This window comes from Micromonospora sp. WMMD730, from assembly GCF_049178955.1.
GTDB classification, from domain to species: Bacteria; Actinomycetota; Actinomycetes; order Mycobacteriales; family Micromonosporaceae; genus Micromonospora; species Micromonospora wenchangensis.
This window is the reverse complement of the sequence record NZ_JBMHML010000002.1, coordinates 2,246,440-2,271,959: the sequence shown is the minus strand read 5'-3', so window position 1 is coordinate 2,271,959 and position 25,520 is coordinate 2,246,440. Positions and strand designations below refer to the sequence as shown.

The 25,520-nt window shown below is 72.7% G+C and carries 25 protein-coding genes; 14 read left to right on the top strand and 11 right to left on the bottom strand.

The genetic code is table 11. From position 1 onward, the window contains the following. Positions 1-95 precede the first annotated feature (95 nt). A complete protein-coding gene (locus ACN265_RS10170) occupies positions 96-1,481 on the top strand; it encodes a short-chain fatty acyl-CoA regulator family protein (protein WP_421407060.1) in 1,386 nt (461 codons plus the stop codon). A gap of 70 nt (positions 1,482-1,551) precedes the next feature. Here ACN265_RS10170 and ACN265_RS10165 read toward each other — a convergent pair whose 3' ends face one another. Then, positions 1,552-2,205: an NAD(P)-dependent oxidoreductase gene (locus tag ACN265_RS10165; protein ID WP_421407059.1), complete on the bottom strand. Its 654-nt coding sequence runs from the start codon at positions 2,203-2,205 to the stop codon at positions 1,552-1,554. 125 nt (positions 2,206-2,330) lie between these two features. Here ACN265_RS10165 and ACN265_RS10160 point away from each other — a divergent pair, with 125 nt between their 5' ends. Then, entirely contained in the window at positions 2,331-2,720 is a 390-nt protein-coding gene (locus tag ACN265_RS10160) for a winged helix-turn-helix transcriptional regulator (RefSeq protein WP_421407058.1), read from the top strand. A gap of 35 nt (positions 2,721-2,755) precedes the next feature. Here ACN265_RS10160 and ACN265_RS10155 read toward each other — a convergent pair whose 3' ends face one another. The 3 genes from ACN265_RS10155 to ACN265_RS10145 all read right to left on the bottom strand — a co-directional run bounded on the left by ACN265_RS10155 (position 2,756) and on the right by ACN265_RS10145 (position 6,127). Next, complete coding sequence (locus tag ACN265_RS10155) at positions 2,756-3,700, bottom strand: hypothetical protein (RefSeq protein ID WP_421407057.1); 945 nt, start codon at positions 3,698-3,700, stop codon at positions 2,756-2,758. 83 nt (positions 3,701-3,783) lie between these two features. After that, positions 3,784-5,157, bottom strand: coding sequence for a glycoside hydrolase family 43 protein (locus ACN265_RS10150; protein WP_421407056.1), 1,374 nt, complete (start codon positions 5,155-5,157; stop codon positions 3,784-3,786). A gap of 145 nt (positions 5,158-5,302) precedes the next feature. After that, positions 5,303-6,127 (bottom strand): amidohydrolase family protein, encoded by an 825-nt coding sequence (locus tag ACN265_RS10145; RefSeq protein ID WP_421407055.1) that lies wholly within the window; start codon positions 6,125-6,127, stop codon positions 5,303-5,305. Between the two features lie 111 nt (positions 6,128-6,238). Between ACN265_RS10145 and ACN265_RS10140 the strand changes: the two genes are divergently transcribed. The 6 genes from ACN265_RS10140 (at position 6,239) to ACN265_RS10115 (ending at position 12,147) form a co-directional block, all read left to right on the top strand. Continuing rightward, positions 6,239-7,486: a M20 metallopeptidase family protein gene (locus tag ACN265_RS10140; RefSeq protein ID WP_421407054.1), complete on the top strand. Its 1,248-nt coding sequence runs from the start codon at positions 6,239-6,241 to the stop codon at positions 7,484-7,486. Further along, positions 7,483-8,469, top strand: coding sequence for a Gfo/Idh/MocA family protein (locus ACN265_RS10135; protein WP_357929490.1), 987 nt, complete (start codon positions 7,483-7,485; stop codon positions 8,467-8,469). Before ACN265_RS10140 ends, ACN265_RS10135 begins: the two co-directional genes overlap by 4 nt. A 28-nt stretch (positions 8,470-8,497) precedes the next feature. Further along, positions 8,498-9,793 carry an ABC transporter substrate-binding protein gene (locus tag ACN265_RS10130; protein ID WP_363658522.1) on the top strand — a complete coding sequence of 432 codons (1,296 nt, stop codon included), beginning with the start codon at positions 8,498-8,500 and terminating at the stop codon, positions 9,791-9,793. Between the two features lie 62 nt (positions 9,794-9,855). After that, positions 9,856-10,815, top strand: a complete 960-nt coding sequence (locus tag ACN265_RS10125) for a carbohydrate ABC transporter permease (RefSeq protein ID WP_204923378.1) — start codon at positions 9,856-9,858, stop codon at positions 10,813-10,815. Beyond that, positions 10,812-11,645 carry a carbohydrate ABC transporter permease gene (locus ACN265_RS10120; protein ID WP_088644292.1) on the top strand — a complete coding sequence of 278 codons (834 nt, stop codon included), beginning with the start codon at positions 10,812-10,814 and terminating at the stop codon, positions 11,643-11,645. Before ACN265_RS10125 ends, ACN265_RS10120 begins: the two co-directional genes overlap by 4 nt. Before the next feature lie 151 nt (positions 11,646-11,796). Next, positions 11,797-12,147 (top strand): L-rhamnose mutarotase, encoded by a 351-nt coding sequence (locus ACN265_RS10115; RefSeq protein ID WP_421407052.1) that lies wholly within the window; start codon positions 11,797-11,799, stop codon positions 12,145-12,147. 65 nt (positions 12,148-12,212) lie between these two features. Here ACN265_RS10115 and ACN265_RS10110 read toward each other — a convergent pair whose 3' ends face one another. Next, entirely contained in the window at positions 12,213-13,343 is a 1,131-nt protein-coding gene (locus ACN265_RS10110) for a mandelate racemase/muconate lactonizing enzyme family protein (protein ID WP_421407051.1), read from the bottom strand. Between the two features lie 131 nt (positions 13,344-13,474). Here ACN265_RS10110 and ACN265_RS10105 point away from each other — a divergent pair, with 131 nt between their 5' ends. The 6 genes from ACN265_RS10105 to ACN265_RS10080 are packed head-to-tail and all read left to right on the top strand — an operon-like array spanning position 13,475 to position 19,470. Next, a complete protein-coding gene (locus ACN265_RS10105) occupies positions 13,475-14,410 on the top strand; it encodes a thiamine pyrophosphate-dependent dehydrogenase E1 component subunit alpha (RefSeq protein WP_420116841.1) in 936 nt (311 codons plus the stop codon). Beyond that, entirely contained in the window at positions 14,403-15,383 is a 981-nt protein-coding gene (locus tag ACN265_RS10100; RefSeq protein ID WP_420116840.1) for an alpha-ketoacid dehydrogenase subunit beta, read from the top strand. The genes ACN265_RS10105 and ACN265_RS10100 overlap by 8 nt, the downstream gene beginning before the upstream one ends. Then, positions 15,380-16,204, top strand: a complete 825-nt coding sequence (locus ACN265_RS10095; RefSeq protein ID WP_421407049.1) for an SDR family NAD(P)-dependent oxidoreductase — start codon at positions 15,380-15,382, stop codon at positions 16,202-16,204. Before ACN265_RS10100 ends, ACN265_RS10095 begins: the two co-directional genes overlap by 4 nt. 43 nt (positions 16,205-16,247) lie before the next feature. Next, positions 16,248-17,570 (top strand): hypothetical protein, encoded by a 1,323-nt coding sequence (locus tag ACN265_RS10090; RefSeq protein ID WP_421407048.1) that lies wholly within the window; start codon positions 16,248-16,250, stop codon positions 17,568-17,570. Beyond that, complete coding sequence (locus ACN265_RS10085) at positions 17,567-17,890, top strand: YciI family protein (RefSeq protein ID WP_421407047.1); 324 nt, start codon at positions 17,567-17,569, stop codon at positions 17,888-17,890. The genes ACN265_RS10090 and ACN265_RS10085 overlap by 4 nt, the downstream gene beginning before the upstream one ends. Beyond that, entirely contained in the window at positions 17,890-19,470 is a 1,581-nt protein-coding gene (locus tag ACN265_RS10080) for a hypothetical protein (protein ID WP_421407046.1), read from the top strand. Before ACN265_RS10085 ends, ACN265_RS10080 begins: the two co-directional genes overlap by 1 nt. A gap of 45 nt (positions 19,471-19,515) precedes the next feature. Here the strand turns inward: ACN265_RS10080 and ACN265_RS10075 are convergent, their stop codons facing one another. The 6 genes from ACN265_RS10075 to ACN265_RS10050 all read right to left on the bottom strand — a co-directional run bounded on the left by ACN265_RS10075 (position 19,516) and on the right by ACN265_RS10050 (position 25,460). Then, positions 19,516-19,953 carry a cold shock domain-containing protein gene (locus ACN265_RS10075; RefSeq protein ID WP_307826034.1) on the bottom strand — a complete coding sequence of 146 codons (438 nt, stop codon included), beginning with the start codon at positions 19,951-19,953 and terminating at the stop codon, positions 19,516-19,518. A gap of 225 nt (positions 19,954-20,178) precedes the next feature. Further along, positions 20,179-21,258: a cellulose binding domain-containing protein gene (locus ACN265_RS10070; protein WP_420119293.1), complete on the bottom strand. Its 1,080-nt coding sequence runs from the start codon at positions 21,256-21,258 to the stop codon at positions 20,179-20,181. Between the two features lie 170 nt (positions 21,259-21,428). Next, positions 21,429-22,283 (bottom strand): sugar phosphate isomerase/epimerase family protein, encoded by an 855-nt coding sequence (locus ACN265_RS10065; RefSeq protein WP_421407044.1) that lies wholly within the window; start codon positions 22,281-22,283, stop codon positions 21,429-21,431. Between the two features lie 20 nt (positions 22,284-22,303). Beyond that, the gene (locus tag ACN265_RS10060; RefSeq protein WP_307826036.1) at positions 22,304-23,488 is read right to left on the bottom strand and encodes a substrate-binding domain-containing protein; all 1,185 of its coding nucleotides are present in this window, start codon (positions 23,486-23,488) and stop codon (positions 22,304-22,306) included. A gap of 11 nt (positions 23,489-23,499) precedes the next feature. Then, positions 23,500-24,483, bottom strand: a complete 984-nt coding sequence (locus ACN265_RS10055) for an ABC transporter permease (RefSeq protein WP_421407043.1) — start codon at positions 24,481-24,483, stop codon at positions 23,500-23,502. 2 nt (positions 24,484-24,485) lie between these two features. Next, positions 24,486-25,460, bottom strand: coding sequence for an ABC transporter permease (locus ACN265_RS10050; protein ID WP_421407042.1), 975 nt, complete (start codon positions 25,458-25,460; stop codon positions 24,486-24,488). Positions 25,461-25,520: the final 60 nt, after the last annotated feature.

Below are 25,520 nucleotides of genomic sequence, written 5' to 3'. Positions count from 1 at the left end.
AGTTCACACCCGGTTCTGCGAAGTTGCGAACAGGTATATTCGCACTCTGCCAAGGGGTGCTGGGCTGCTGAAAGAGCAGCGGGGAGGTGATCGTGGTGAGCAAGACCTTCGCGGGTGCCCGGCTGCGCCGGATGCGCGAGGACCGCGCGTTGAGCCAGTCCCGGCTGGCCCGGCTGCTCAACATCTCGCCCAGCTACCTCAACCAGATCGAGCACGACACCCGGCCGCTGACCGTGCCGGTGCTGATGCGCATCACCGAGGTGTTCGGCGTCGACCCGACGGTCTTCGCGCCCCGGGACACCCCCCGGCTGGTCGCCGGGCTGCGCGAGGCGCTGCCCGGCCGGCCCGGCGTCGCCGACCTCACCGAACTCGCCACCCGGCTGCCCGAGGTCGCCGAGGCCGTCCTCGACCTGCACCGCCGCTACCGGCAGGCCGACGAGCAGCTCGCCGAGCTGCTGGGCGACCGGGAGACGGTCGGGCGCAGCCCGCACGACCGGGTGACCGAGTTCTTCTACCGGCGGCAGAACTACGTGCCGGATCTGGACGAGGCGGCCGAGCGGCTCGCCGCGACGATCGGGATGCGTCGCGGCGAGGTCCGGTCCACCCTCCAGGACCGGCTCGCCCAGCGGCACGGCGTGCAGGTACGCCGCGACGACGCCACCCTGCTCGGCGACGAGCTGCACCGCTACCGGCCGCAGACCCGCACCCTGCACCTGTCGACGTCGCTGCGCGCCGGGCAGGAGGCGATGCGGATGGCCGCGCAGATCGCCCTGCTGGAGTACGCCGACGTGATCGACGAGATCGTGGAGGAGGAACGGTTCGACGACCCGCAGACCCAGATCCTCACCCGCGTCGGCCTGGCCAACTACTTCGCCGCCGCGCTGATCCTGCCGTACGGGCCGTTCCTCGCGGCGGCCGAACAGCACCGGTACGACATCGACCTGCTCACCCAGCACTTCACGATGGGCTGGGAGACCGTCTGCCACCGGCTCAGCACCCTGCAACGGCCCCGGGCGCGCGGGGTGCCGTTCTCGTTCGTCCGGGTCGACCGGGCCGGCAACCTGTCCAAACGCCAGTCCGCCACCGGGTTCCCGTTCTCGCTCACCGGCGGCACCTGTCCGCTGTGGAACGTCTACGAGGCGTTCGGCGCGCCCGGCCGGGTGGTGGTGCAGGTGGCCGCGATGCCCGACGGGCAGCGCTACCTGTGGATCGCCCGCACCATCACCCGGCACCACGGCGGCTACAACCAGCCCGGCAAGGTCTACGCGATCGGGCTCGGCTGCGAGATCCGGCACGCCGACCGGCTGGTCTACTCCCGGGGCATCGACCTGTACGACGCCGACGCCGTCACCTCGATCGGCCCGGGGTGCAAGACCTGCGAACGGATGACCTGCCCGCAGCGGGCCGCCGCGCCGATCAGCGGTCGGCTCGACCTCGACGAGAACCGCAGCACCTTCATCCCGTACCCGTTGAAGGGCTGAGACCGTCGGCGGCGTCACCCTGGCGCGGCGACCGGTCGCGGCCGCATCGCCCGTGCGACACCGCCGACGGTCAGTAGGCGACGGCGAAGTGCGTGCGCGGGTGTGTGCCCTGCTCGGCCTCGTCCAGCACGGCGATGGCGAAGTCGCGGTAGGAGATGCGGCTGACGCCGTCGGCGTCGGTCAGCACACCGGTGTCGCCCGCGCGGTACGTCCCGGTCCGCTCGCCCTGCGGGTCGAACTCCATCGCCGGCACCACCACCGACCACTCGACCGTCGGCGGGGCCGCCCGCAGCACGTCCAACGCCGCCGCGTGAGCCCTCGCGAAGTCCTGGAACTGCGCCGGGAAGCCGGGGGTGTCCAGGACCCGGACGCCGGGCGCGGCGTCGAGACAGGCCGACAGGCCGATGGCGACGAGGCGGCCCCCGCCGGCCCCGGCGATGGCGTCGACGAGCGCGTTCGCGGCGGCGGTGAAGAACGTCCCCGGGGCGTCCCCGGGGCCGGGGGCGACCGCGTTCACCACCGCGCCCGCGCCCTTGACCAGGGCGGCGACCTGCGACCGCTCGGTGACGTCGCCCGCGACCACCGCGACGCCGGAACCGGCGAGGTCGGTGTACCGGGCGGGGTCCCGGACGACCGCGACGACCTCGTGCCCACGGCCGGCGGCCTCGGCCACGACCGCCCGGCCCGCCTTTCCGCCCGCGCCGAACACCACGATCCTGACCACTGGTTGTCCCCTTCCCACGATGCCGATGTGCCGGTGCCGCCCGCGCGTACGGCGGCGAACAGCGCCGGTGCGCCACCGTAACGGGCACCGGGGTTTCCTCCGGGAAACCTCGTTAGGCTGTGCCGGTGACGGACCCCGCCGCGCGCTTCGATCCGGTCTGCCCGTCCGGCATCGCGCCGATCCGCATCGGCGACAAGTGGACGGCGATGGTGATCTCCCTGCTGGCGCAGGAGCCGATGCGGTACTCCACCATCCGGGCGCAGATCGGTCCGGTCACGGCGAAGGTGCTGACGACGGCGCTACGCGACCTTCAGCGGGACGGGTTCGTCGACCGCACGGAGCAGCCCGGCCCACCCCGAACCGTCCACTATGGGCTGACCGAGCTGGGCCGGACCCTGTTGCCCGCCATCGCGTTGGCCGTCCGGTGGGCGCACGACCACCTCGGCGCGATGCTCGACGCGCAGGAGGCGTACGACCGCGAACACGCCCGCCGGGGCCCGGCGGGCCGGCACTGACCGGGCACCTCCGTGCCAAGTTGCCGGTCGGCAGATCAGGTCAGGCTGATCACCGGTCGGGTCAGGGTCTCGTCGGCGTACCCGTCGTCGGAGGCGAGCCACCGGCCGAAGTCCCCGTCCCGGTAGGCGGTCGCGAGGGTCAGCCAGCCGAGGAAGAAGCCGCTGCCGCCGCAGGTGACGACCCCGCCGTCACCGCCGCACACCACCGTCGGCTCGGTCGTCACCTCGTACCGGTAGGAGTCCTGACCGATCGCCAGCCCCCACAGGTTCGGCGTCCGGTGCGCCCCGGTGCCGTGCTCCACCGGGTAGCCGTCGTCGGGGCTGTCGTCGCCCCAGCGGAACAGGGTGGTCGCGCCCGCGCCGCAGGCCCACTCCCACTCGTCCGGGCTGGTGGTCCGCAGGCCCAGGTCGGCCAGGGCGGCCATCGCCTCGTCGTGGTCGAACTCCTCGACCAGCACGGCCCGGGTCACCCGGCCTGCCGCGTCCAGCTCGACGGTCAGCCCGTCGGCGGAGCTCACGGTGCTCACCCCGTCGCCCCGGTGGTCGAGGGACGCGACGAGTTCACCGACCCGCGGATCGTCCGGCGGCACCGGCATCTCGCCGGGTTCGAACGCCTCCACCGCGACCAGCATCGCCGGCAGGTCGACGTCGCGTAAGGGCGAGGTCATCGCGTCGACGTACTCGGTCAGCGGCGGCAGGCCGTACTCCTCGGCGCTGTCGGCATAGCTGGCCGCCTGGGCGGCGCCGGGGCGGAACCGCGTCCCGTCGTAGCCGAGCGTCGGCCGGCCGCCGGGCACCAGCGCGAACCGCAGCCCACCCCGGTCGAACAGGGCGGTGCGGTGCCGGCGTCCCGCGTAGCCGGTGTCCCGCAGGCCCACCACGGTCAGGTCGTGCCGCGCCGCGATCTCCCGGGCGATTCGGCCGGCGGCCTCCTCGGACCGGTCGTTCCAGGCATCGACACGGAGTTCGGCGTACGACATCGCGTCAGGATAGGACCGGCCGCACCGGCACCGGCGGGCGGGTTTGGCGTCCGCCGGTGTGCCGTGGCGCTGCTCCGGACGGGTCAGTAGCCGATCCGGAAGGTGGCGTCCTGCCGGTCGGTGGCCGGTGAGCTGCCGCTGAGCGGGTCGATGCGCAGCAGGTAGTCGTAGTGGCGCAGGTAGCGGTCGGGGAAGTTGTACGAGCGGAACGACGTCCACGAGGAGTCCGCGAGGCCGGCCGTGCGGTAGAACGTGGCGTCGCCCCGGAACGCGCTGGTGCCGTCGTTGGCCGCCAGCCGGATCGTGTAGTCGTAGTGGCGCAGGTACCGGTCGGGGTAGTTCACCGAGCGGAACGACACCCCGGCCGGGTCGGCCAGGCCCGGCACCAGGGTCCACAGCTGGTCCTGGTACGGCTCGAACGGGTACGTGTCGATGCGTCCGACGTTGTTGCCGTGCCGCACGTAGCGGTCGGGGAAGTTGTACGACTTGATCCGGTTCCAGGTGGGCAGCCCCCAGGCGGCGGTGAGCGCGGTGAGTTCGGCCGCGGTGACCGGGGCGATCCCGGGGTGCTTGGAGTTCAACGGCTGCGTGTACGCCCGGTCGTTGAGCAGGCTCCACGCGCCGCCTGCCACGTTGCTGGTCTGCCAGCAGAAGAACCGTCCGTTGGGGCTCCACGTGTCGCCCCACAGGTACCAGGTGTTCGCGGTGTGGGACTTGACGATCTGCGGGGCCTCGACTCCCCGGCCGGGGCCGATGGCGGCGGTGTGGACGCTGAAGCTGCCCGGGTTGAGGGTGGTGGAGCGGGTGCCGAGCAGGGTGCTGTTGGTGTTGTTCTTGAAGTACATGTAGTTGACCCCGTTGACGCTGACGAAGCTGCCGTCGATGGCGTCGTAGCCGGGGTCGAAGAACGTCTGTGGGGCGGACGCGGTCACGAAGTCGCCGGTGTAGTTGACCATCAGCACGTTGCGACCGCCGGTGACGGCGGAGTAGACGACCGCGTACTGCCCGCGTCCGGGGTCCCAGTACGCCTCGGGCGCCCAGGCGTGGGTGGCCAGGGAGTGCACCTTGAGCAGCCGGTAGCCGGTGAAGGTGCGCAGGTCTGCGGAATCCCAGACGTGCAGGTACTGGCTCTGGTAGTTCCAGTCGGTGCCGTTGAGGTCGGTGGCGAGCACCACGAATCCGCCGTTCTGCTTACGCAGGACGAACGGGTCGCGCAGGCCCCGGCTGCCCAGCGTCGGGGTGGCGACGGGGCGGTTCTGGTTCAGTGGGGTCCAGTTCAGGCCGTCGGTGCTGACGGCGAGGTGCAGTCCGTAGTTGGCGGCGGTCATGCTGGGCGACTCGGTGAAGTAGGCCATGACGTAGCCGTCGCCGGGGGCGGCGGACGCGGTGGCAGGACGCAGCAGGGTCGCGCCGGCGAGGGCGGCGCCGGTGGCGGACAGCAGGGTACGACGCTTCAACAGGTCACCTCGGGGTGGTGGAGGCGGGGTGGCGGTGGTCCCCGTACGTTATCGCTAACATCGATGACGTCAAGTGTCTCGGCGGGCCCGCTCCCCCCTGCCCCGCAGGTCGGACGCATCGCGCCCCGGGCCGGTCGACTCCTGCTCAGCCATCCAGGGCGCGCAGCAGGTTGCCGCCGTACACGTCGGCCGCCTCGGCGGCGGAGAGTCCGTCGAGGCCGACCGGGTGCAGGGTCTGGGCGAACGACACGTGGTCGAGGCTGGGGGCGAAGTCGGAACCCCAGTAGAGCCGGCGCGCGCCGAAGTGGTGCAGCAGCGTCTCGACGAAGGGTCGGGCGGCGGTGTGCGGGTAGCCCTCGGCGGGGTCGCTGACGGCGTACAGGCCGGAGACCTTGACCCCGACGTGGGGCAGCCGGGCCAGGTCGGTCAGCGGGGCGAGCCGGTCGGCGGCGGCCTGCGGAGCGGGGACGGTCGACTGCCGGCCGGGCAGGCCGAGGTGGCTGAACAGCACGGGGCACCCGTCGAGGGCGGCCAGCGCCCGGCCGAGGCGTCCGGCGGCCTCGGGTGGGGCGTTGAGGCTGAGCAGCGTCGCGGTGTCGGCGAGCGTCGCGGCGGTCCCGGTCAGCCACTCGGCGAAGGTGTCGGCGCCGGCCGGGTCCGGCAGGTACGCGGCGAGACCGACGAATCCCGCCGACCGGATGCGGTCCAGCCCGGCGGGGTCGACGCCGGTGACCGGAACGTACGCCAGGGGGGCGATCCAGTCGTGTGTCGCGGCGAGCCGGGCGAGGTGCCGGTTGTTGCCGGTGAACTCCGGGCCGCCCTCGTAGCCGACCACGAGGGCCCGCGCGATGCCGTGTTCGTGGCGCAACGTCCGGTAGACGGCGAGTTCGTCACCCCCCGCCGGTGACCTTCCGTACCGGCCGGGATAACCGTCGGCGAACAGGTGCAGGTGGGCGTCGGCGCGTTCCATGGGGCGGACCCTAACCGATTCTGAGCTGCCCATTGACGCGGGAGGACCCCTCGCTTAGGTTCTTGTCTCAATTAGGTCCGGATTATCGGACGTAGGCGAGGAGTGAACCGCGTGGTGCAGGCGCACGAGGACGTTGACGATCTGGTACGGCTGCGTCGGCAGCTCCACCAGCACCCCGAGCTGCGGTTCACTGAACAGCAGACCGCCGCGGTACTCGCCGGGCGGCTCGCGCCGATCGCCCGGGTCCACACCGGCCTCGCCGGCACCGGCCTGCTCGCGGAGATCGAAGGACGCAGCGAGGGACCCTCGGTGTTGCTTCGGGCCGATATGGACGCCTATCCGGTTCAGGACGCCAAGCAGGTGCCCTGGGCGTCGACCAACCCGGGGGTCTGTCACGCCTGCGGGCACGACGTGCACATGACCGTGATGGCCGGCGTCGCCGCCCGGCTCGCCGCCGACCCGCCCGCCCGGGGCTCGGTGACCGTGCTGTTCCAGCCGGCCGAGGAGATCCCGTTCGGCGCGACCTCCGGCGCCGCCGCGGTGCTCGCCGACGAGGCCCTGCGCGACAGGCGCTTCGACGCCGTCCTCGGCCTGCACTGCTGGCCGGACCTGCCGGTGGGGACGATCGGGGTGGACCGGGTGACCGCGATGGCGGCCAAGGACGCCTTCCGGTTCGAGGTGACCGGTCGGGCCGCGCACGCCGCCACCCCGGCCCTGGGCCGCGACGCGATCCTCGGCCTCGCCGGCATCGTCAACCTGCTGCACGCCGGGGTGGCCCGCTCCCGCAACCCGCACGAGCTGGTGGCCTTCAACATCGGCACGATCGCCGGTGGGGCCAGCCAGAGCCAGGTCGCCGAGCGGGCCGAGGGCACCGGCACGCTGCGCACCCACGACGAGGCCACCCGCGCCCGGCTCAAGGAAGTCATCGAGCGGATCGCCCGGCAGCAGGCCGCCGCGCTCGACCTCGGGCTGCGGTTCACCTGGGCCAACGAGATGCCCCCGGTCCGCAACGCGGCGGCCCTGGTGGCGCTCGCCCGCGCCGAGTTGCCCGGGGTGGTCGAGGTCGCCGACCTGACCGAGCCCCCACTGACCACCGACGACTTCGCGCTGCTCGCCGCGCTCGGCCCCAGCCTGTACGTCAAGCTCGGCGTCACCGGCGAACAGGGCGGCGCACCGCTGCACTCCGGCGCCTTCGACGTCGACGAACGCTGCCTCGGCGTGGGGGTGGCCGCCCTGGAACGGCTCACCCGGGCGGTGCTCGACGGCCGGCTGGCCGCTCCCGACGGTCACGGGGACGTCGGGCCCGGTCGGCCCGGCACGGGTGACCGGACCGACGCCGTCGAGGCGGTCGGGGCATGAGCCGCCCGTCGGTGGCCGTGATCGGGGCCGGGGCGTTCGGGGTCCGGCACCTGGCCGCGTACCGGTCGCTCGGCGTGCCGGTGGCAGCCCTGGTCGAGCCGGACGCCGCGACCCGCGCCCGGGTGGCCGCGCAGTACCAGGTGCCGCAGGCGTACGCCGACGTCGCAAGCCTGCTCGCCGACACGACACCGGACGCCGCCTCGGTCTGCGTGCCCGGCCCGGCACACCGGGCGGTGGCCGTGGCTTTGCTCGACGCCGGGGTGCCGGTGCTGGTGGAGAAGCCGCTCGCCACCACCGTCGCCGACGCCGCCGCCATCGTCGACACCGCCGACCGCACCGGGGTGCTCTGCCAGCCGGGGCACATTCTGCGGCACAGCCCGCCGCACCGGGCCCTGCACGACGCGATCCGCGCCGGCCGGCTCGGCGACGTGCTCGCCGTGTCGTCCCGCCGTGACCGGCCCCGCACCCTGAGCCGGCTCTTCCCGCGCGAACACCCCGCGCTACTCACCGCCGTCCACGACATCGACCTGGCCCTCTGGTACGCCGGAGCGCCGGTGGTCGAGGTCCGCGCGGCGGCCCGGACCCGACCCGGATCGGCCACCCCGGTCCTGGTGTGGGCGGAGCTGCGACACGCCAACGACGTCGTGTCGTCGATCCGCAACAGCTACCTGCTTCCCGAGAACACTCCCCACCACACCTCGGACCTGGTCGAGGTGTACGGCACCGACGGGGTCGCCCACGTCGACCTCGGCCACCCCACGCTGCTCGTCCAGGGCGAGCCGACCGAGGCGCCGGACTGGCTGTTGTCCCCGGTCGACGGCGGCGGCGCGCTCGCCGCCGAGCTACGGCACTTCCTGAGCCGGATCGACGGCACCGCACCGACGGCGGTCGTCCCACTCGCCGACGGACTGCACGTGGTGCAGGTCGCCGAGGCCGTGGCCGGCAGCGCCGACAGCGGCGGCGCGGTCCGCCGACTCCCCTGAGCCCCCCACCTGTGACAGGAGCTAACCGATGTTTCGACGGAGATTGGCCGGTGCCCTCGCCGCCGGCATGGCCGCCGCCGCCCTGCTGACCGGATGCGGTGGCGACGACGCCGCCGACGGCCCGGTCACCCTCAAGGTGCTGACCTGGGAGCCGGGTGGGGCCGAGTACTGGAAGCAGGTCAAGACCAGCTTCGAGGGCAGCCACCCGGACATCAAGCTGGAGATGCAGTCCGTCCCGTTCGACAAGTACCCCGAGGTGCAGGGCCCGTACATCACCTCGCAGTCGGGGCCGGACGTGATGGCCAACAACGCCGGGCTGGAGCTGTTCGACAGGCGCGGCGCGTACGTGCCGTTGGGTGACAAGGCCGCCGAGATCACCAAGGACCTGGTCACCTACAGCGGGGCCTGCGAGGGCTTCGACACGAGCAAGACCTGCTACGGGGTGCCGTTCTCCTACCAGGGCAACGTCCTGTACTACAACAAGGCCGTCCTGACCGCCGCCGGGTTGAACCCGGAGCAGCCCCCGGCCACCTGGGACGAGTTCGGGGCCGCCTGCGAGGCGGTGAAGAAGGCCGGCAAGACCTGCCTGGCGCTGGGCCTGTCCGGCACCTTCCCCGCGTACTGGGACTTCCCGGAGATCGCCCGCAACTACCTCACCGAGGACGACATCCGGGCGCTGCTCGCCGGGAAGCTGTCCTGGAAGGACCCGAAGCTGGTGTCGGTGCTCGGCAAGCTGGCCGAGATCACCACCAAGGGCTGGGCCAACAAGAACGCCCCGTCGATCACGATGCTGCCCGACGGCGCGGACATCTTCCAGCGCGGCGACGCCGCGTTCGCCGGCACCATCATCTCCGACGCGGTGAACTGGGAGGCGTTCGGCAAGGCCCTGGGCGACGACAAGCTCGGCGTCACCCGGTGGCCGGCGATCGACCCGGCCGCGCCGCTGGCCGGCAAGTTCTCCGGCATCGAGGGCGCGGTCTACGGGGTCACCCAGTGGAGCGAGAAGAAGCAGGCCGGGCTGGAGTTCATCAGCTGGCTCGCCGGTAAGGAGAACGGCGAGCTCTGGGTGAAGTACGGCAAGGGCCAGCCGCTGAACAAGACCGTCGACAAGGCGCTGCTGCCGTCGTCGCCGGCCTTCCTCAAGATCCAGGAACTGGTCGCCCAGCCGACCCTGCACGCCGGCGTGATGCTCTCCGGCCCGGAGGCCGACGCCCTGGCCCGGGGCTGGCAGCAGGTCACCCTCGGCCAGCTCACCGTGGACAAGTGGGCCGACCAGATGCAGCAGGCGCTGGAGCGCAGCCCCACCAAGAAGCAGGGCAAGTAACCACCGGCGGGCGGGGCGGCACCGTGTCGCCCCGCCCGCCCGACCCGGGGAGAGGAACCCTGATGACGATCTCCACCGCGCCGGTGTCGGACCCGGTGGGCGCCGACGCCCCGCCCGCGCCGACCCGCCGGCCGCCCCGCCCCGGGCGGGCCCGGGAGTGGTGGCTCGGTGCCGCGCTGGTGCTCCCCGCCCTCGTCCTGGCCGTGCTGTTCAAGCTGGTGCCGCTGGTCCGCGGGGTGGTCACCAGCTTCGAGTCGTCGAGCGGCTTCGGTGGCAGCGAGTTCGCCGGGGCGGACAACTACACCCGGATGTTCGACGACCCGATGGTGCTCACCAGCTTCCGCAACGCGCTGCTGGTGGTGGCCACCCTGCCGGTGTGGATCGTGCTCCCGCTGATCCTGGCGCTGCTGATCCACCAGCGCTCGCCCGGGTGGAAGTTCTTCCGGGCGGTGTACTTCGTGCCGTACACCATCGCGCCGATCGTGGTCGGCATCATGTTCCGGCAGATCCTCGCCCCCGACGGGCCGCTGAACGCCCTGCTGCGCTTCGTCGGCCTGGAACCGTTGGCGATCGAGTGGCTCAACGGCCGCTACAGCGCACTGTTCTCGCTGGTGGCGGTCGCCCTGTGGAGCTTCTTCGGGCTCGGCGTGATGACCTACCTCGCCGGCCTGGCGACCATCCCGGAGGAGACCCTGGAGGCGGCCTACCTGGACGGGGCGGGGTTCTTCCGGCGGTTGTGGTCGGTGGTCGTGCCGATGCTGCGCCCGACCGTGGCGTACTGGAGCGTGCTGTGCGCCTCCGGCGTGCTGATCTGGCTGTTCCCGCTGATCTACGCGCTGACCCAGGGCGGCCCGGGGGACGCCACCATGCTCCCCGAGTACCTGGTCTTCCTCACCACCTTCCAGTTCCTGGACCGTGGCTACGGCTCGGCCATCGGCATCGCCCTGTTCGTCTTCGTCGCCGTGCTGTCCATCTTCAGCGTCCGGCACATGTTCACCGAGGGGACCCGGAAGCCGCGATGAACCCGCGCCACTTCGCCCGGATCGGGCGCTACCTGTTGACGTTCGCGCTGGTCGTCGTCGCCGTCGCGGCGATCTACCCGCTGCTGTTCACCGTGGTCAGCTCGGTGAAGACCCAGTCCGGTTTCGCCGACGACCCGCTGGGCCTGCCGGCCGGGATCACCTTCGAGAACTACCTGGAGGCGTTCCGCCGGATGGACATGCCCCGGCTGCTGCTCAACTCGCTGGTCACCACGCTCGGCGGGTTGGTGCTGTCGGTGCTCGCCGCCCTGCTGGTCGCTTACGCGGTGACCAAGCTGCGGTTCCGGGGCGGGAAGGTGGTCTTCCTGCTGATCATCGTGACGCTCACCATCCCCAGCCAGGCGATCATCTACCCGCTGTACCAGACGGTGCTCGACCTGGGCATGTCCGGCCAGTACCAGGGCCTGATCCTGGCGTACGCGGCGTTCGGGCTACCGCTGGGCACCTACCAGCTCGCCGGCTACTTCCAGCAGGTGCCCGACGAGCTGATCGAGGCGGCCCGGGTCGACGGCGCGGGACACCTGACCATCCTGTTCCGGTTGCTCGCCCCGATCGCCACCCCGGCCATCGCGGCGCTGGCCATCTTCAACTTCGTCTGGATGTGGAACGACCTGCTGCTGCCGCTGGTCATCATGGGCGGCTCGGACAGCAAGACGCTGATGGTCGGCGTCTCCCTGCTCAGCGGCCAGTACGACGTGTCGGTGCCGCTGGTCAGCGCCGGGCTGATCGTGGCGCTGCTGCCGGTGCTGATCGTCTACCTGGTCTTCCAACGGCAACTCGTCTCCGGCGCGCTCGCCGGCTCCGGCAAGTGACGCCCACCGGGCGCAACCGGGTGACGCCGGCCGGCCGCTGCCGGCGGACGCCGGCCGGCCGCAGCCGGGTGACGCCGGCCGGCCGCAGCCGGGTGACGCCGGCCGGCCGCAGCCGGGTGACGCCGGCCGGTCCGCTGCGGCGGGGGCGACGGTGAGCGGGGCGGCCGGGCCGGGTGAGCAGGTGTGCCACCTCTACCGGCTGCGCCCCGGCGCGCAGGCCGAGTACGAGCGGCGGCACGCCCGGGTGTGGCCGGAGCTGTCCGCGCTGCTCGACGAGGCAGGCGTCTACGACTACCACATCTACCGGCACGACCTGCTGCTGATCTGCGTGCTGCGTACCCGCCGGGGGTTCGCCGAGGCCCGCGCGGTGACCGCCGCCTCGCCGGTGCAGGCCCGCTGGACGGCGTCGCTGTCGGAGCTGTTCGCCGAGATCGCCGACGCCGACGGCGAGCCGCTGTGGGCGTACCCGGTGTTCCACCATCAGGGGCAGCCGCCGCCGTGAGCGGCGCGACCGTGCCGCGACGGCCCGGTGGGGAGGTCCCCGCCGGGCCGTCGCGGTGCCCGCCGTCAGACCGCGTACGCCACCGAACCGTCGGCGCGCAGCGGGATGCGGGTCAGCGGCCGGCCGGTCAGGTCCAGCGGCCCGGTGTCGGTCAGGTCGAGGGTGACGCCCAGGCCGGGCTCCTGCGGCACCGGCAGGAACCCGCCCTCGCGGCGGACGCAGGCCCGTGCCGGACCGTCGGCGAGCTGGTCGTCCAACGGCGAGTACTCCTGGGTGACGAAGTTCGGGATGACCGTGTCGAGCTGCACCGAGGCCATGGTGAGCAGCGGGCCCAGGCAGTTGTGGGTGACCACGGCCGCGTGGTGCGCCTCGGCCAGCGCGGCGATCTTGCGGGCGTGGCTGAGCCCGCCGGCCAGCCCGACGTCGGGCCGGACGTACTGCGCGCCGGCCTGGGCCAGCAGCTCCTTGAACTCCCAGATGGTGTGCAGCCGTTCCCCGTTGGCCATCGGCACCTGCGGTGCCCGCCGGCCCACCTCGGCCTGGCTGCTCACGCTGTCGATCTGGATCGGGTCCTCGACCAGCAGCGGCAGGTGCCGGGCCAGCGCCGGCACCACCGCCTGCGCCTGCAATGGGGTGAGCTTGCGGTGCAGCTCGATGAGCAGGTCGACGTCCGGGCCGACGGTGTCGCGGACGGCGGCGGTGGTGGCCTCGGTCTCGGCCACCAGCCGGGCCTGGGACAGGTCGCCGTAGGCGGCCGGCAGCGGGTCGAACTTCACGGCGGTGAAGCCGTCGGCGACCGCGGCGGCGGCCTGTTCGGCGAGCGCCTGCGCGCCGGTGCCGGGCAGCAGCAGGTGCAGCCGGATGCGGTCGCGCACCCGGCCGCCGAGCAGCTGCCACACCGGCACCCCGAGCCGCTTGCCCAGCAGGTCCCACAGCGCCAGGTCGACGGCGGAGACGGCGGCGGTGAGCACCGAGCCCCGGAACGGGCCCATCCGGTAGAGGTGGTGCCAGTGGTGCTCGATCCGGTCCGGGTCGGCCCCGAGCAGGTACGGCCGGAACGTCTGCACCACGGCGTGCACCGCGTCGGGGTATCCCCAGCACGCGGACTGGCCCACCCCGGTCCGCCCGTCGGACGTGCGTACCTGGACGAAGTGCGCGTCCCCGCGTACCGCCGACTCCACCTCGACGATCTCCATGCCAACTCCCCCCAATTAGAGACCAATAACGGCCACAAACTTGCTTGTGCACTCTTCCATAGCCCTGGACTGCTGGTCTAGGCTCCTCAACCAACGAGCCGGAATAGGGCTCAATTATCTCTGGGGGTGTGATGGGGCAGCTCGACGACTATCGGCTGATGGCCCGGATCCGCCGGTTCGAGGAGCGGCTGACCGCCCTCAAGGACGCCGGCGAGATCCCGGGCTCGATCCACCTGTGCAACGGCCAGGAGGCCATCCCGGTCGGCGCGTGCCGGGCGCTGCGCGACGGCGACCACGTCACCGCCACCTACCGCGGCCACGGCTGGGCGATCGCCCGCGGCGTCGACCTCGCCGGCCTGTTCGCCGAGATGATGGGACGCGACTCCGCGCTGTGCGGCGGACGGGCGGCCTCGCCGTACCTGTCCGACCCGGGACGCTGGTTCGTCGGCGAGAACTCCATCGTCGGCGCCGGGGTGCCGATCGCCACCGGCGCGGCGCTCACCGCCCAGCGCACCGGCAGCGGAGCGGTCAGCGTGGTCAGCATCGGCGACGGCGCGATGAACCAGGGCAACGTGCACGAGGCGCTCAACCTCGCCGCCGTGCTCGACCTGCCGCTGGTGCTGGTGGTGGAGAACAACGTCTACTCCGAGATGTCCCGGATCTCCGACATGGTGCGCGTCCGGCAGCTCGCCGAACGGGCCCCCGGCTACGGCCTGCCCGCCCGGGTGGTCGACGGCAACGACCCCGACGCCGTCGCCGAGGCGGTCACCGAGGCCGTCGACCGGGCCCGGGAGGGCTCCGGCCCGTCCATCGTGGAGGCGATGACCGAACGCCTCGTCGGCCACTACAGCGGCGACGCCCAGCACTACCGTCCCGCCGGCGAGATCGCCGCCGCCCGGCAACGCGAACCGCTGGCCCGCATCCGCCAGGCCGCCGACGCCGACCTGACCGCCCGGCTCGACGCCATCGACGCCGAGGTGGCCGCCGAGATCGAAGCCGCCGTCACCGCCGCCCGCGCCGTCCCCCACCCGGACCCGGCGACCGCCGAGGAGCACGTCTATGTCTGAGTCGCTGCGCTACATCCAGGCCGTCAACGCCGCCCTCACCTGGGCCCTGGACAGCCGGACCGACACCATCTACTTCGGCGAGGACGTCGCGCTGCCCGGCGGGCCGTTCGGCGCGACCAAGGGGCTGCACAAGCGGTTCGGCTCCGAACGGATCTTCGACACCCCGATCTCCGAGACCGGTTTCCTCGGCATGGCCCTCGGCGCGGCCATGACCGGGCTGCGCCCCATCGCCGAGATCATGTACGCCGACTTCTCGTTCGTCGCGATGGACCAGATCGTCAACCAGATCGCCACCATCCACTACTCCAGCGCCGGCCGGTGGAAGGCCCCGCTGGTGATCCGGATGCAGCAGGGCTACTCCCCCGGAGCGTGCGCCCAGCACTCCCACTCCCCGGAGGCGTACTTCGCGCACACCCCCGGCCTGCGGGTCGCCCTGCCGGCCACCCCCGACGACGCGTACCAGATGCTGCGCACCGCCGTGGTCAGCGACGACCCGGTGGTGGTCGCCGAGGCCCGGATGCTCTACCCGACCCGGGGTCAGGTGCGCACCGACGCCCCGGTCGAGCCCGTCGGCGGAGCCCGGGTGGTCCGCCCCGGCACCGACGTCACCGTCGTGGCCTGGTCCCGGATGGTCTCCGCCGCCCTCGACGCCGCCGGCACCCTCGCCGAGGAGGGCATCGACGTCGAAGTGGTCGACCTGCGCTGGCTCAACCCGCTGGACTTCGACACCGTCGCCGCGTCGGTGGCCCGCACCGGACGGCTGGTCGTCGCCCACGAGGCGAACCTGACCGGCGGCTTCGGCGCGGAGATCGCCGCCCGCGCCGCCACCGAGTGCTTCACCGACCTGCGCGCCCCGATCGCCCGGGTCGCCGCCCCGGACGTGCCGATGCCCGCCGCGCCCGCCCTCCAGGCGGTCGTGGTGCCCGAGGCGGCGACCGTCGCCGACGCCGTCCGCCGGACGGTCCGGGCGTGAACGACACGGTCCCACCCGCCGCCACGGGCACCCCCGGCGAGCACCCGCCGACCGGCGCGGAAGGCACCGGCACCGCACCCGCCGGCCTGCTCGCCGGCCGGCGGGTGGTCGTCGTCGGCGGTGCGTCCGGCATCGGCCGGGCCACCGTCGCCGCCGCCGCCGCGGCCGGCGCGGCGGTCGCCGTGCTCGACGCCGACGCCACCGGCGCGGACACCGCCGCCGAGCAGGCCCGCGCCACCGGCGGCCGGGCCTGCGCGCACCGAGTGGACGTCACCATCGAGACCGAGGTCGCCGCGGCGCTCGACGCCGCCGCCGCCGACCTCGGCGGGATCGACGCCGTGCTGCACGTCGCCGGGGTGATGCGCGGGCAGGGCCTCGACGTACGGGACGTGCCGGTCGCGCTCTGGGCCCAGGTCATCGCCGTCAACCTCACCGGGCCGTTCCTGGTCGCCAAGCACGCCACCCGGCACCTGCTCCCCCATGGCGGGGTGCTCGTGCTGGTCGGCTCGAAGGCGGGCGTGCAGACCGGCTCCGGCTCGGTACCCTACGGCGCGAGCAAGGGAGGGTTGCACGGTCTGGCGCTCACACTGGCCCGCCAACTCGGTCCACAGGGGATCAGGGTGCACACGCTCTGCCCCGGCGACATCGACACGCCACTGATGCGGCGGTCGCTCACCGAGGCACGGGCCAACGGCGCCGACGGCGGACGGATCGCCGCCGTCGAAGCCGCGCTGGGCCGCCCCGAGGACGTCGCCTCGGCGCTGGTCCTGCTGGCATCGTCGGCGAGCGCCGGCCTCACCGGCACGGTCTGCACCGGCTGAGCACCCCACCCACCAGGGCAGCGGCACACCACGTGGAGGCATTGTGATCGGCATCATCGGTCCGGAGGACTCGATCCGGCTCGTCCGGGAGGTCGCGGCCGGGGAGGGCCGTGCGGAGGCGATCACCACCCGCGCGTACACCCGGCCGGAGCAGGCCCCCGACCTGGCCCGCGAACTCGACGAGATGTGCCAGGTGCTGCTGTTCACCGGACGCATCCCGTACGCCTTCGCCACGGCCACCGGGGAACTGCGCGCCGAGATCGACTACGTCCGGCACGCCGGCATCGACCTCTACCGCACGCTGTCACGGATCCTGCTGGCCACCGGCGGACGACTGCCCCGGGTCAGCGTCGACACCATCGAGGCGGAGACCGTCCGGGAGACGTACCACGACATCGAGGTAGAGCCGCCCACCGAGATCCTGCCCATCGCCGACTCGTCCGGGCTGCTCTTCTCCGGCCTCGACGAGATCACCGCCTACCACCGGGAACGGTACGCCTCAGGCGCGGTCGAGGCGTGCCTGACCTGCCTCGGCGCGGTGCACCGGGACCTCGCCGACAGCGGGGTGCCGGTGTGGCGTGTCGAGCACACCCGGGCATCGGTCCGCGACGCGCTGCGCCGGGCCTGGCTCGCCGCCGAGGTACGCCAGTCCCGGGCCACCCAGATCGCGGTCATGATGGTCGACCTCGGTGCCCCCACCCAGCGGGCACAGGACCCGTACCAGGCCGAACGGCAGCGGCTACGGGTCCGCGAGGCGCTGCTGGAACACGCCGAACGGATGCGCGGCCGGCTAGCCACCGTCGACGACCGGACGATGCTGATCACCACCACCCGGGGCACCGTGGAGAGCGCCCTGGCCCGGCACCGCGACGGGCACGCCTCCCTGCTCACCCTGCGCGGCGTCGACGTCGAACACGCCGTCGGTTTCGGCGCCGGCACCACCATCGCCGCCGCCGAGGACAACGCCCGCAAGGCCCTCGCACTGGGCCGGCACAGCGGCGACACCCACGTGGTCTTCCCCGACGGGGAGGTCCACTCCAGCCGGCAGACCACCGTGCGTCCCCGGCTGCGCGAAACCGGCCCAGGCATGCTGCGCGTCTCCGAGCAGCTCCGGATCGGCCCGCTGTCCACCCGGCGGCTGCTGGAGGCGCTGCACCAGATGGACCCCGACCAGATCACCGCCCGGGGCCTCGCCGACGCGTACGGGGTGGAGGCCCGCTCGGCCCGCCGGCTGCTCAACGCGCTACGCGCGGCCGGCTTCGCCGAGGAGGTCGGGGTGCACGTCAGCACCGGCGCGGGCCGCCCGCAGACCGTCTACCGGGTCGCCATGCAGCGGCTGCTCGGCGCCATCGGAGCCGACACGTGAGCCACACCGCCACCGGGGAGCTGCGCTTCACACCGACCTACCTGGCCACCGCCACCTTCGCCGCCGACGCCGCGCTCCGGCGGGAGCCGTACCGGGCCGCGCACCTGGCGCACATGCGCGACCTGCTCGCCGACGGCACCGCCCTCGTCGTCGGGGCCCGCGCCGACCTGCGCGCCTCGGTGCTGGTGCTGCGGGCCGCCGACGCGCCCGCCGCCCGCGCCCACCTCGAACAGGACCCCTACTGGCGGCACGGGGTGTGGACCGCGATCGACGTGGTCGACTACCTGGCCGCCACCGCACCGACCATCGGGAGGTCATGATGACGTCGTTCCGCCAGCTTTCCGGGGTACGGGTGCTCGGCGCCGAGCACGCCCCGTTCGCCGCCGACCTGCTCCGCGCGGCGTGGGGTGAGGGCGGTGCCGACGCGGTGCCGGTCCGGTTCGTCGCCGACCCGGCGCTGCCCGAGGGCGGTCACCGCGTCGAGGTGCCGCAACAGGGTGAGATCCGGCTCGTCGGCGATCCGTTCGCCGGCCTGGTGTACGCCGCCCGCGCCCTGGTCGCCGCCGCCACCCCCGCCGGGCTGCCGGTGGGCAGCACGGTGAGCGCCCCCGGGCTGCCGCTGCGCACCCTGTGGACCTGGGACCACTCCACCAACTGGGACACCCGTCAGCTCGGTCAGCAGGAGATCGGCGCGCTCAACCCGTACGCGAAGTCCGCCGACGCGTTCGGCGCCGACTACCGCCGCCTGGTCGACTTCTGCTCGCGGGAACGCATCGGCGGCATCGTCGTGTACGGGCTGCTGCGCGACGCCCACGGCGGGGTCGCCGCGGCCCGTGACCTGTGCGAGTACGCCAACGCCCGGGGTGTGCGGATCATCGCCGGGGTGGGGATCAACGCCTACGGCGGGATCTACTTCGACGGCCGGCACCGCTACAACCTGGCCACCTGGCTACGGCAACGCCCCGACCTCGCCGCCGAGTTGCCGAAGAAGGTCGGCTTCGACATCGACGAGTTCGGTGACCTGCACTTCCCTGCCAGCGAGTACATGATGGCGGCCTGCCCGTCCCAGCCGGACAACCTGGCCTGGCACCGCGACGCCATCGACTGGCTGCTAGACACCCTGCCGGTGGGCGGGATCAACTTCGAGACCGGCGACTACGGCAGTTGCGCCTGCGCCCGGTGCGCCGCCCGCACCGGAGGCGAGCGCACCTCCTGGTCGTACGAGGCGATGCGGTCGGTGTACCCGACGCTGCTTGCGACCGCCCGGCGGCCCGGCCCGGCCGGGGTGCCGCTGCGCCACCTCGTCGAGGTGTACTGGGACAACATCTTCGACCTCGACGCCCAGAAGCCCCTGGCCGACCTGCCCGACGACGTCGCCTACCAGTACTGCGTGAACCGGGCCTTCTGGTACGACCAGCGGGACCGGTTGACCGCCGCGCACGTCGAGCGGCTCCCGCACACCACGAACGTGCTGCGCACCCACGCCGGTTCACAGTGGAACCGGCAGCGCCACTCCTGGGTCCCCGAGATGTACGCCGACATGGCCGGGCGGTCCGGGGCGGCCGGGATGCGCGGGTTGACCATCTTCGCCGAGCCGTCCGCGTACCACCCGACCAACGAGATCAGTTACCTGGCGTACGCCCGGTTCTCCTGGAACCCGGAGCTGGCCTGGGCCGACTTCTGGCGCGACGAGGTCGCGCCCCGGTTCGGCGGCGGGGCCGAGGCGGAGGCGTTCCGCGACGGTGCGGCGCTGCTCGACGATCCGGCGGCGACCGGTGCGGCGCTGGCCGCCGTGTCCGCCGACGCGCTCGGCATGGTCGCGGCCACCAGCGGCGAGGTGCGGCGGCGGTGGCTCTGGCTCGCCGAGCGGACCTCGCGGTACGCCTACGCCGCCGGCTGACGCCGGTGCGGGCCCACCACAGGGTGGGCCCGCACCGGACGGGGGTCAGTCCTCGATCCACCCGTGGGAACGGGCGAACTGCGTGAGGTGCTGCCGGATCTGGCTGATCTGGGCGCCGGTGAGCGTCGGCACCTGCTCGACCAGCAGGTCGGTGATGTTGGACCGGAAGGTGAACGCGGTCAGGACGTCGCACTCCTCGTCGTCGCCCCGGTCGGTCACCGGCAGCCGGGTCACGGTCGGCGCGCCGGACGCCGCCGGGCGGGACGCGACCGGGGCACCGGGGTTGAGCAGGCGCGCGTAGAGCGCCTTGACCCCACGGTTGCCCTCCACCGACTCGAACTCCACCCGCATCCCGGGCGCGACCGACGGACGCTGGTCGCCGAAGTCGTTCGCGTGCACGAAGACGTCCTCACCACCGCCCTCCGGGCTGATGAAGCCGTACCCCTTCACGTCGTCGAAGCTGAGAATCGTACCGACCGCCACCGCGACCACCACCCAACGAAACAAGAGCCACCAGAACAGAAACGTCGCCGCGCCGTTTCCGGCGCAGCACCCATGGTAGTGCGCGGGGCCCGATCCGGAACCCCTACTCACGCGTGGTCGCGTGGTCATGGTCGTGCCCCGCGCCGGTGACGCGGGGCACGACCCCTAAAGCATCCTAGGACATCGGTGACCGGGTGGGTCCCGGTCGCGGACGCCGCCGCCGGACTAGCGGATGGTGAAGGTCAGCGGATTGGAGATGCCGACGCCACCGTGGGTGTCGTACGCCCGGACGGTGAAGGTGGACGACGTGGCCGCCGCCAGGTCGAGCTGGAACTGGAAACGCTGTCCACTGCGGGTCGGCGTCGCGGCCACCCGGGTCCCGCCGAGGTACAGCTCCACCCGGTCGACCACGTCCCCGGCGTCGGCGTCGGTGACGTCGGCGACCAGCGTGACGGTGGTCGGTTCGAGGAAGTACGTCTGCCCGCCGGGGGTACTCAGCGCCACCGCCGGCGGCTGGTTGACGCCGCTGGTCGGGGGCGTGACCACCGTGATCAGCCGGGGCGGGGCACCGCCGGACAGCGACTGGTCGGTGCCGGCGGAGACGTTCAGCACGTAGGTGGTGCTGGTCCCGGGGGCCCCGACCGGCGGGGTCCACGACGCGTCGAACCGGTCGCCGGCGGACCTCGCCCCCTGGGCCACCGTGACGCCGTCCACCCGGAACGACACCGAGGTGATGTAGTGGCCGCCTCCCACCGTCGCGGTCGCCGCCAGCGGGACGGGGCCCGGCGCGGTGTAGACCGCCCCGGCGGCCGGGCTGATCCAGGTGACGATCGCCGGGTAGTCGGCGACCGGCGGCGAGGTGGTCGGCCCGGTCGGCGTCCTGGTGGGCAGGACCCCGCCGGTGCAGGCGACCCCGTTGAGGGTGAACGACGGCGGCGGGGGGTTGCTGCCGTACCAGGTGCCGACGAAGCCGATGGTGGTCGAGGCGTTGGTGCCCAGGTTGGCGTTCCAACTGAGGTTGGTCGCGCTGACCTGCTGGCCCGACTGGGCCCAGGTGGCGCTCCAGGTCTGCGCGATCCGCTGGTCGACCGCGGGGAAGCCGAACCGTAGCGTCCAGCCGCTGATCGGGTCACCGAGGTTGGTGACCGTGACGTCGGCGCTGAAGCCGCCGGTCCACTGGCTGCTGACGACGTAGTTCACCCGGCAACCGGCCGCGGCGCTCGCCGCGCTGGCGCACAGGCCCGCTGCCAGCACGCCGACCATGGCGACAACGACGGCGATCACAGCCGTCAGCGACTTTCGCATGTCACACCCGCCACAAATCGTTGAGTATCAATAGGTATGACGACTGTCCTGCGGTTCCGCTTGCCTTGTCAAGACAAGGCAGAGAGTCCTGCCGCCGGCAGGACGTCGGGGTGGCCGGACGATGGTCCCGCCACCCCGACGGGACGTCCCGACGGGCCGCCCCGAACGCCCTATCCCCCGGCGGGGACGCCCGCCGCGACCGCCCGCAGGTGCCGCAGACCGTCGGTGGCGAGCCGGTCCTGCGAGGGGGCCAGCGGACGCCAGATCGCCGCCGCCGTGGCGATCGTGTCGTTCTCCCCCGTGAACGACTCGATGCAGACCGCACCCCGGTACCCGGTGGCCCCCAGCACCGCGAAGAACCGCGGCCAGTCGAAGTGGTCCGCGCCCGGGGCGCCCCGATGGGTGCCACTGACCTGGACGTGCTTGACGTACGGGCCGGCGGTGGCGAGCGCCGCGTACGGATCGGACTCCTCGATGTTCATGTGATACGTGTCGATCATGATGCCGACGCTCGACGGCAACCCGTCGATCAGCTCGATCGTCTGCGCGACGGTGTTGACCACGCTCGTCTCGTACCGGTTCAGCGCCTCCACCCCGATGCTCACGCCACACTCGCCGGCCTGCTCGGCCACCGGCGCCAGGGCCCGCCGGAAGTCCGCGTGGCAGGCCGCCCGCGCCGCCGGCGACATCCGCCAGGTACGCCCCACCGAGGCGTACACCGGGCCGCCCACACAGGGTGCGCCGACCGCCGCCGCGCTCGCCACGCACCCCCGGAGGTAGTCGACAGTCGACTCCACCACCGCCGGGGCGGCGTCGACCAGCTCCCGCCCCGGCGGGGTGACCGCGCAGACCGCCGCCGCGACCAGACCGTGCGCGGCCAACAGGTCCCGGGTCCGGGCCGGATCCCAGTCGCCCGGCTGCTCGATCGGCAGCTCCACCGCGTCGAAGCCGAACGCCGCGATCCGCGGCACCAACGTGGCGAGGGCCTCGTCGTCGACGGGCGACGCCCACACCCAGGGGTTCACGCCGAAGGCGTACACCGGGCCTACTTCCAGCGCTGCGGGTAACCGGGCAGGTCGGTGCAGCCGCACATCGCGTAGTGCAGCGGCGGCATGCCCGGGTCGAGGTACCGGTCCAGGTTCTCCTGGGTGATGGTCGGCTGGGGCAGCTTCCACGGGTTGGCCACCTGCTGCCCGTCGAGGATGCGCAGCGCGGCGATGACCGGCGTACGCCACTGGTACGTCGGGTACGTCGGCGCGATCGCGGTGAGGCCCTTGTCCTTCCAGACCTTCAGGAAGTCGAGCTGGTCCTCGCCGTTGATCGGCGGCACCGGCTTGCCCGCGTCCTGGAACGCCTCGACCGCCGCGACGGCTACCGCACCCGCGTCCATCCACACGCCGTCGATGGTGCCGTACCGCTGGAGGTAGTCGTCGACGATCTTCTTGGTCTTGGCCGGGTCGCCGTCGGTGAACTCGACCCCCACCACGTCGACCTTCGCCTTGTCGAACGCCACCTTCGCGGCCGACCAGCGGGTCTCCAGCACGTCGACGCCGGGCAGGATGCGCAGGGCGAGGACCTTGCCGCCCGGCTTCATCCGCTGGCTGACGAACTCGGCCCCGACGTGGCCGAAGCCGTAGCCGCCGATCGGGTTGACGAACGTCACCGGGCACTTCGTGCTGACCCCACGGTCGAAGACCACCACCGGCAGCCCCGCCTTGCAGGCCGCCTCGACCGCCGGGGTGAGCGTGGCGGTGGTGTTCGGCGAGACGATCAGCGCGTCGCAGCCCTTGCCGAGCAGGTCGTTGATGTCGGCGATCTGCTTCTGGTCCTTGCCCTCGGCGTCGACGTGCACGAACTCGCTGATCCGGCTGCCCTGCGCGGCCACCTCGGCCTGCATGGTCTTGAACCCGACCTGCCGCCACGGGTTGTTCAACGCCGCGTTGGAGAAGCACAGCTTGTGCGGCCCGGCCTTCTTGAACTTCGAGGTGTCCACCATGGTCGGATTGAGCATCTGCTCCCACGGCTTGTCCGCCGGGCCGGTCGGGGTCGCGCCGAGCAGGGCCAACTCGGCGTCGTAGTCGGCCTGCACGAAGAACTTCGACTGCTCCCCGGTGCCGGAGCCGGCGGCCGAGGTGGAACCGCCCGCCGGCCCCCCGCCCGGTTCGTCGGTGGCGCAGGCGGTCAGGGACAGCAGGGTGACGGCGGCCAGCGCCGCCAGGCAACGTCGCACTATGTTTCCCCTTATCGAGACGACGAACGGGTAGCCGAGACCGCCACGGCGAGCAGGATGATCGCGCCCTGGACGGTGGACCTGAGGGCGCCGGAGACGCCGTAGAAGTTCATCAACGCGAAGAGCAGTTCCAGGGAGAGCGCACCGAGCATCGCGCCGACGACCGAGCCGCGGCCCCCGCCCAGCGCCACGCCACCGAGCACCACCGCGGTGATCGCCCCGAACTCCAGGCCCGCCCCGGCCTGGAACGACACCCCGCTGTAGCCGCCGAGCAGGATCGCCGCCACGGCCGCCGCGAGCCCGCTGAGGACGAAGGCGACCGTCCGGGTACGCCAGACGCGTACCCCGCTCAGTTGCGCGGTGCGCGCGTTGTCGCCGACGGCAACCAGGGTCCGGCCGAAGTCCGACCGCATCAGCAGCACGGCGAGCGCCGCGACGACCACCAGCACCAGCAGCGCGTACGGCACCCGGCCGAGCAGCGGCACGTCCTCGATCGCCCGCCGGCCGAACCGGCGGAACTCCTCGGAGAGCCCGCCCTTCGGCGCGCCGTCGGACCACAGGTAGACCGCGCCGACCAGGATCAGGAACATGCCCAGGGTGGTGATGAACGACGGCACCCGCAGCCGCGTCGTGACCAGCCCGTTGACCAGCCCGACCAGCGCGCCGAAGGCCAACAGGAGCAGCACCACCGGCCAGGTGCGGGCCGGGTCGCTGTCGATCAGCCGGGCCGCCACCACCACCTGCGCGGTGACCAGCGAACCCACCGACAGGTCGAACTCGCCGGAGACGATCACGAAGTACTGGCCGGCAGCGAGCAGGATGACCGGCGCCGAGCGGCCCAGGAAGGACATCAGCGACGGCGGGTCGAGGAAGTCGGGCTGCCGGATGCCGACGAGCACCAGCAGCACCGCGAGGAGGGCCAGGATCGGCAGAACCCCGCCGGGGCGTACCCGCGGGCGGATCGGGGACAGCGCACGACGCGCGACGGTCGGCATGGTCAGGACGCCGCCTTCCGCAGGGCCCGACGGGCGTAGACGGCGACCGCGGCGATGATGATGACGCCCCGGATCACCTGCTTGAAGAAGGCGTCCACCTCGAGCTGGTTGAAGATCGCGTCGATGCTGGCGAGCAGCAGCACCCCACCGACCGTGCCGACGACCCCGCCCCGCCCACCGGCGAGCGCGGTCCCGCCGATCACCACCGCCGCGATCGACTCCAGGTCGTAGAGGCCCTCGGTGCCCACCCGGGGCGCACCCGAACCGAGCCGGCTGGCCAGGTAGATCCCGGCGAGCCCGGCACACAGCGAGCACAGCACGTGGGCGGTGACGAGGACCCGGTCGTTGCGGACCCCGGAGAGCCGGGCCACCTCCGGATCACCGCCGACGGCGACCAGGTGGTGCCCGAAGCGGGTCCGCGACAGCGCGAACCAGACCGCCCCGGTCAACGCCAGCAGCAGCAGGAACGACAACGGCACCGGACCGACCCGCTGGTAGCCCAACGACTGCACCAGCGCGGGCGAGGTGGCCCCCGCCGGTCCGTCGTAGTTGCTGTCGAGGTACCCCTTGAGCAGCAACCCCACGCCGAGGGTGGCGATGAACGCGTTGACCCGCAACCGGGTCACGAGCAGCCCGTTGAGCAGCCCGACCCCGGCGCTGACCGCGAGCGCCAGGCCGACCGCCGGCAGCAGCGCACCGTCGCTGCCGTTCATCGTCTCGGCCGCGACCAGGGTGCTCAGACTGATCACGTACGCCACCGAGAGGTCCAACGACCCGCCGAGGATGACAAGCGTCTGACCGACGGCGACGAGCCCGAGGCCGGCGGCGACGTGCAGCAGGCTCACCGTCGTGGCCTGGTTGAACAGCTGCCCGCCGTCGACCAGGACGACCAGCCAGCCGACCGCCAGGGTCAGGGCCAGCGCCACGAACACCCCCGGCACGGGGCGTCGGGCCGGCAGCAACGACAGGGCGCTCACCGGTCCGTCTTTCGTTCGCGACTGCGGGGCTCGCAAACCCGGCTCACTCCTCGCACTCAC

Excerpts from the sequence above, each read along its gene's own strand:
- ACN265_RS10155 (WP_421407057.1), bottom strand. The coding sequence starts at position 3,700 with ATGTCGTACGCCGAACTCCGTGTCGATGCCTGGAACGACCGGTCCGAG.
- ACN265_RS10145 (WP_421407055.1), bottom strand. The coding sequence starts at position 6,127 with ATGGAACGCGCCGACGCCCACCTGCACCTGTTCGCCGACGGTTATCCC.
- ACN265_RS10135 (WP_357929490.1), top strand. The coding sequence starts at position 7,483 with ATGAGCCGCCCGTCGGTGGCCGTGATCGGGGCCGGGGCGTTCGGGGTC.
- ACN265_RS10130 (WP_363658522.1), top strand. The coding sequence starts at position 8,498 with ATGTTTCGACGGAGATTGGCCGGTGCCCTCGCCGCCGGCATGGCCGCC.
- ACN265_RS10125 (WP_204923378.1), top strand. The coding sequence starts at position 9,856 with ATGACGATCTCCACCGCGCCGGTGTCGGACCCGGTGGGCGCCGACGCC.
- ACN265_RS10120 (WP_088644292.1), top strand. The coding sequence starts at position 10,812 with ATGAACCCGCGCCACTTCGCCCGGATCGGGCGCTACCTGTTGACGTTC.
- ACN265_RS10110 (WP_421407051.1), bottom strand. The coding sequence starts at position 13,343 with ATGGAGATCGTCGAGGTGGAGTCGGCGGTACGCGGGGACGCGCACTTC.
- ACN265_RS10105 (WP_420116841.1), top strand. The coding sequence starts at position 13,475 with ATGGGGCAGCTCGACGACTATCGGCTGATGGCCCGGATCCGCCGGTTC.
- ACN265_RS10100 (WP_420116840.1), top strand. The coding sequence starts at position 14,403 with ATGTCTGAGTCGCTGCGCTACATCCAGGCCGTCAACGCCGCCCTCACC.
- ACN265_RS10080 (WP_421407046.1), top strand. The coding sequence starts at position 17,890 with ATGACGTCGTTCCGCCAGCTTTCCGGGGTACGGGTGCTCGGCGCCGAG.
- ACN265_RS10070 (WP_420119293.1), bottom strand. The coding sequence starts at position 21,258 with ATGCGAAAGTCGCTGACGGCTGTGATCGCCGTCGTTGTCGCCATGGTC.
- ACN265_RS10055 (WP_421407043.1), bottom strand. The coding sequence starts at position 24,483 with ATGCCGACCGTCGCGCGTCGTGCGCTGTCCCCGATCCGCCCGCGGGTA.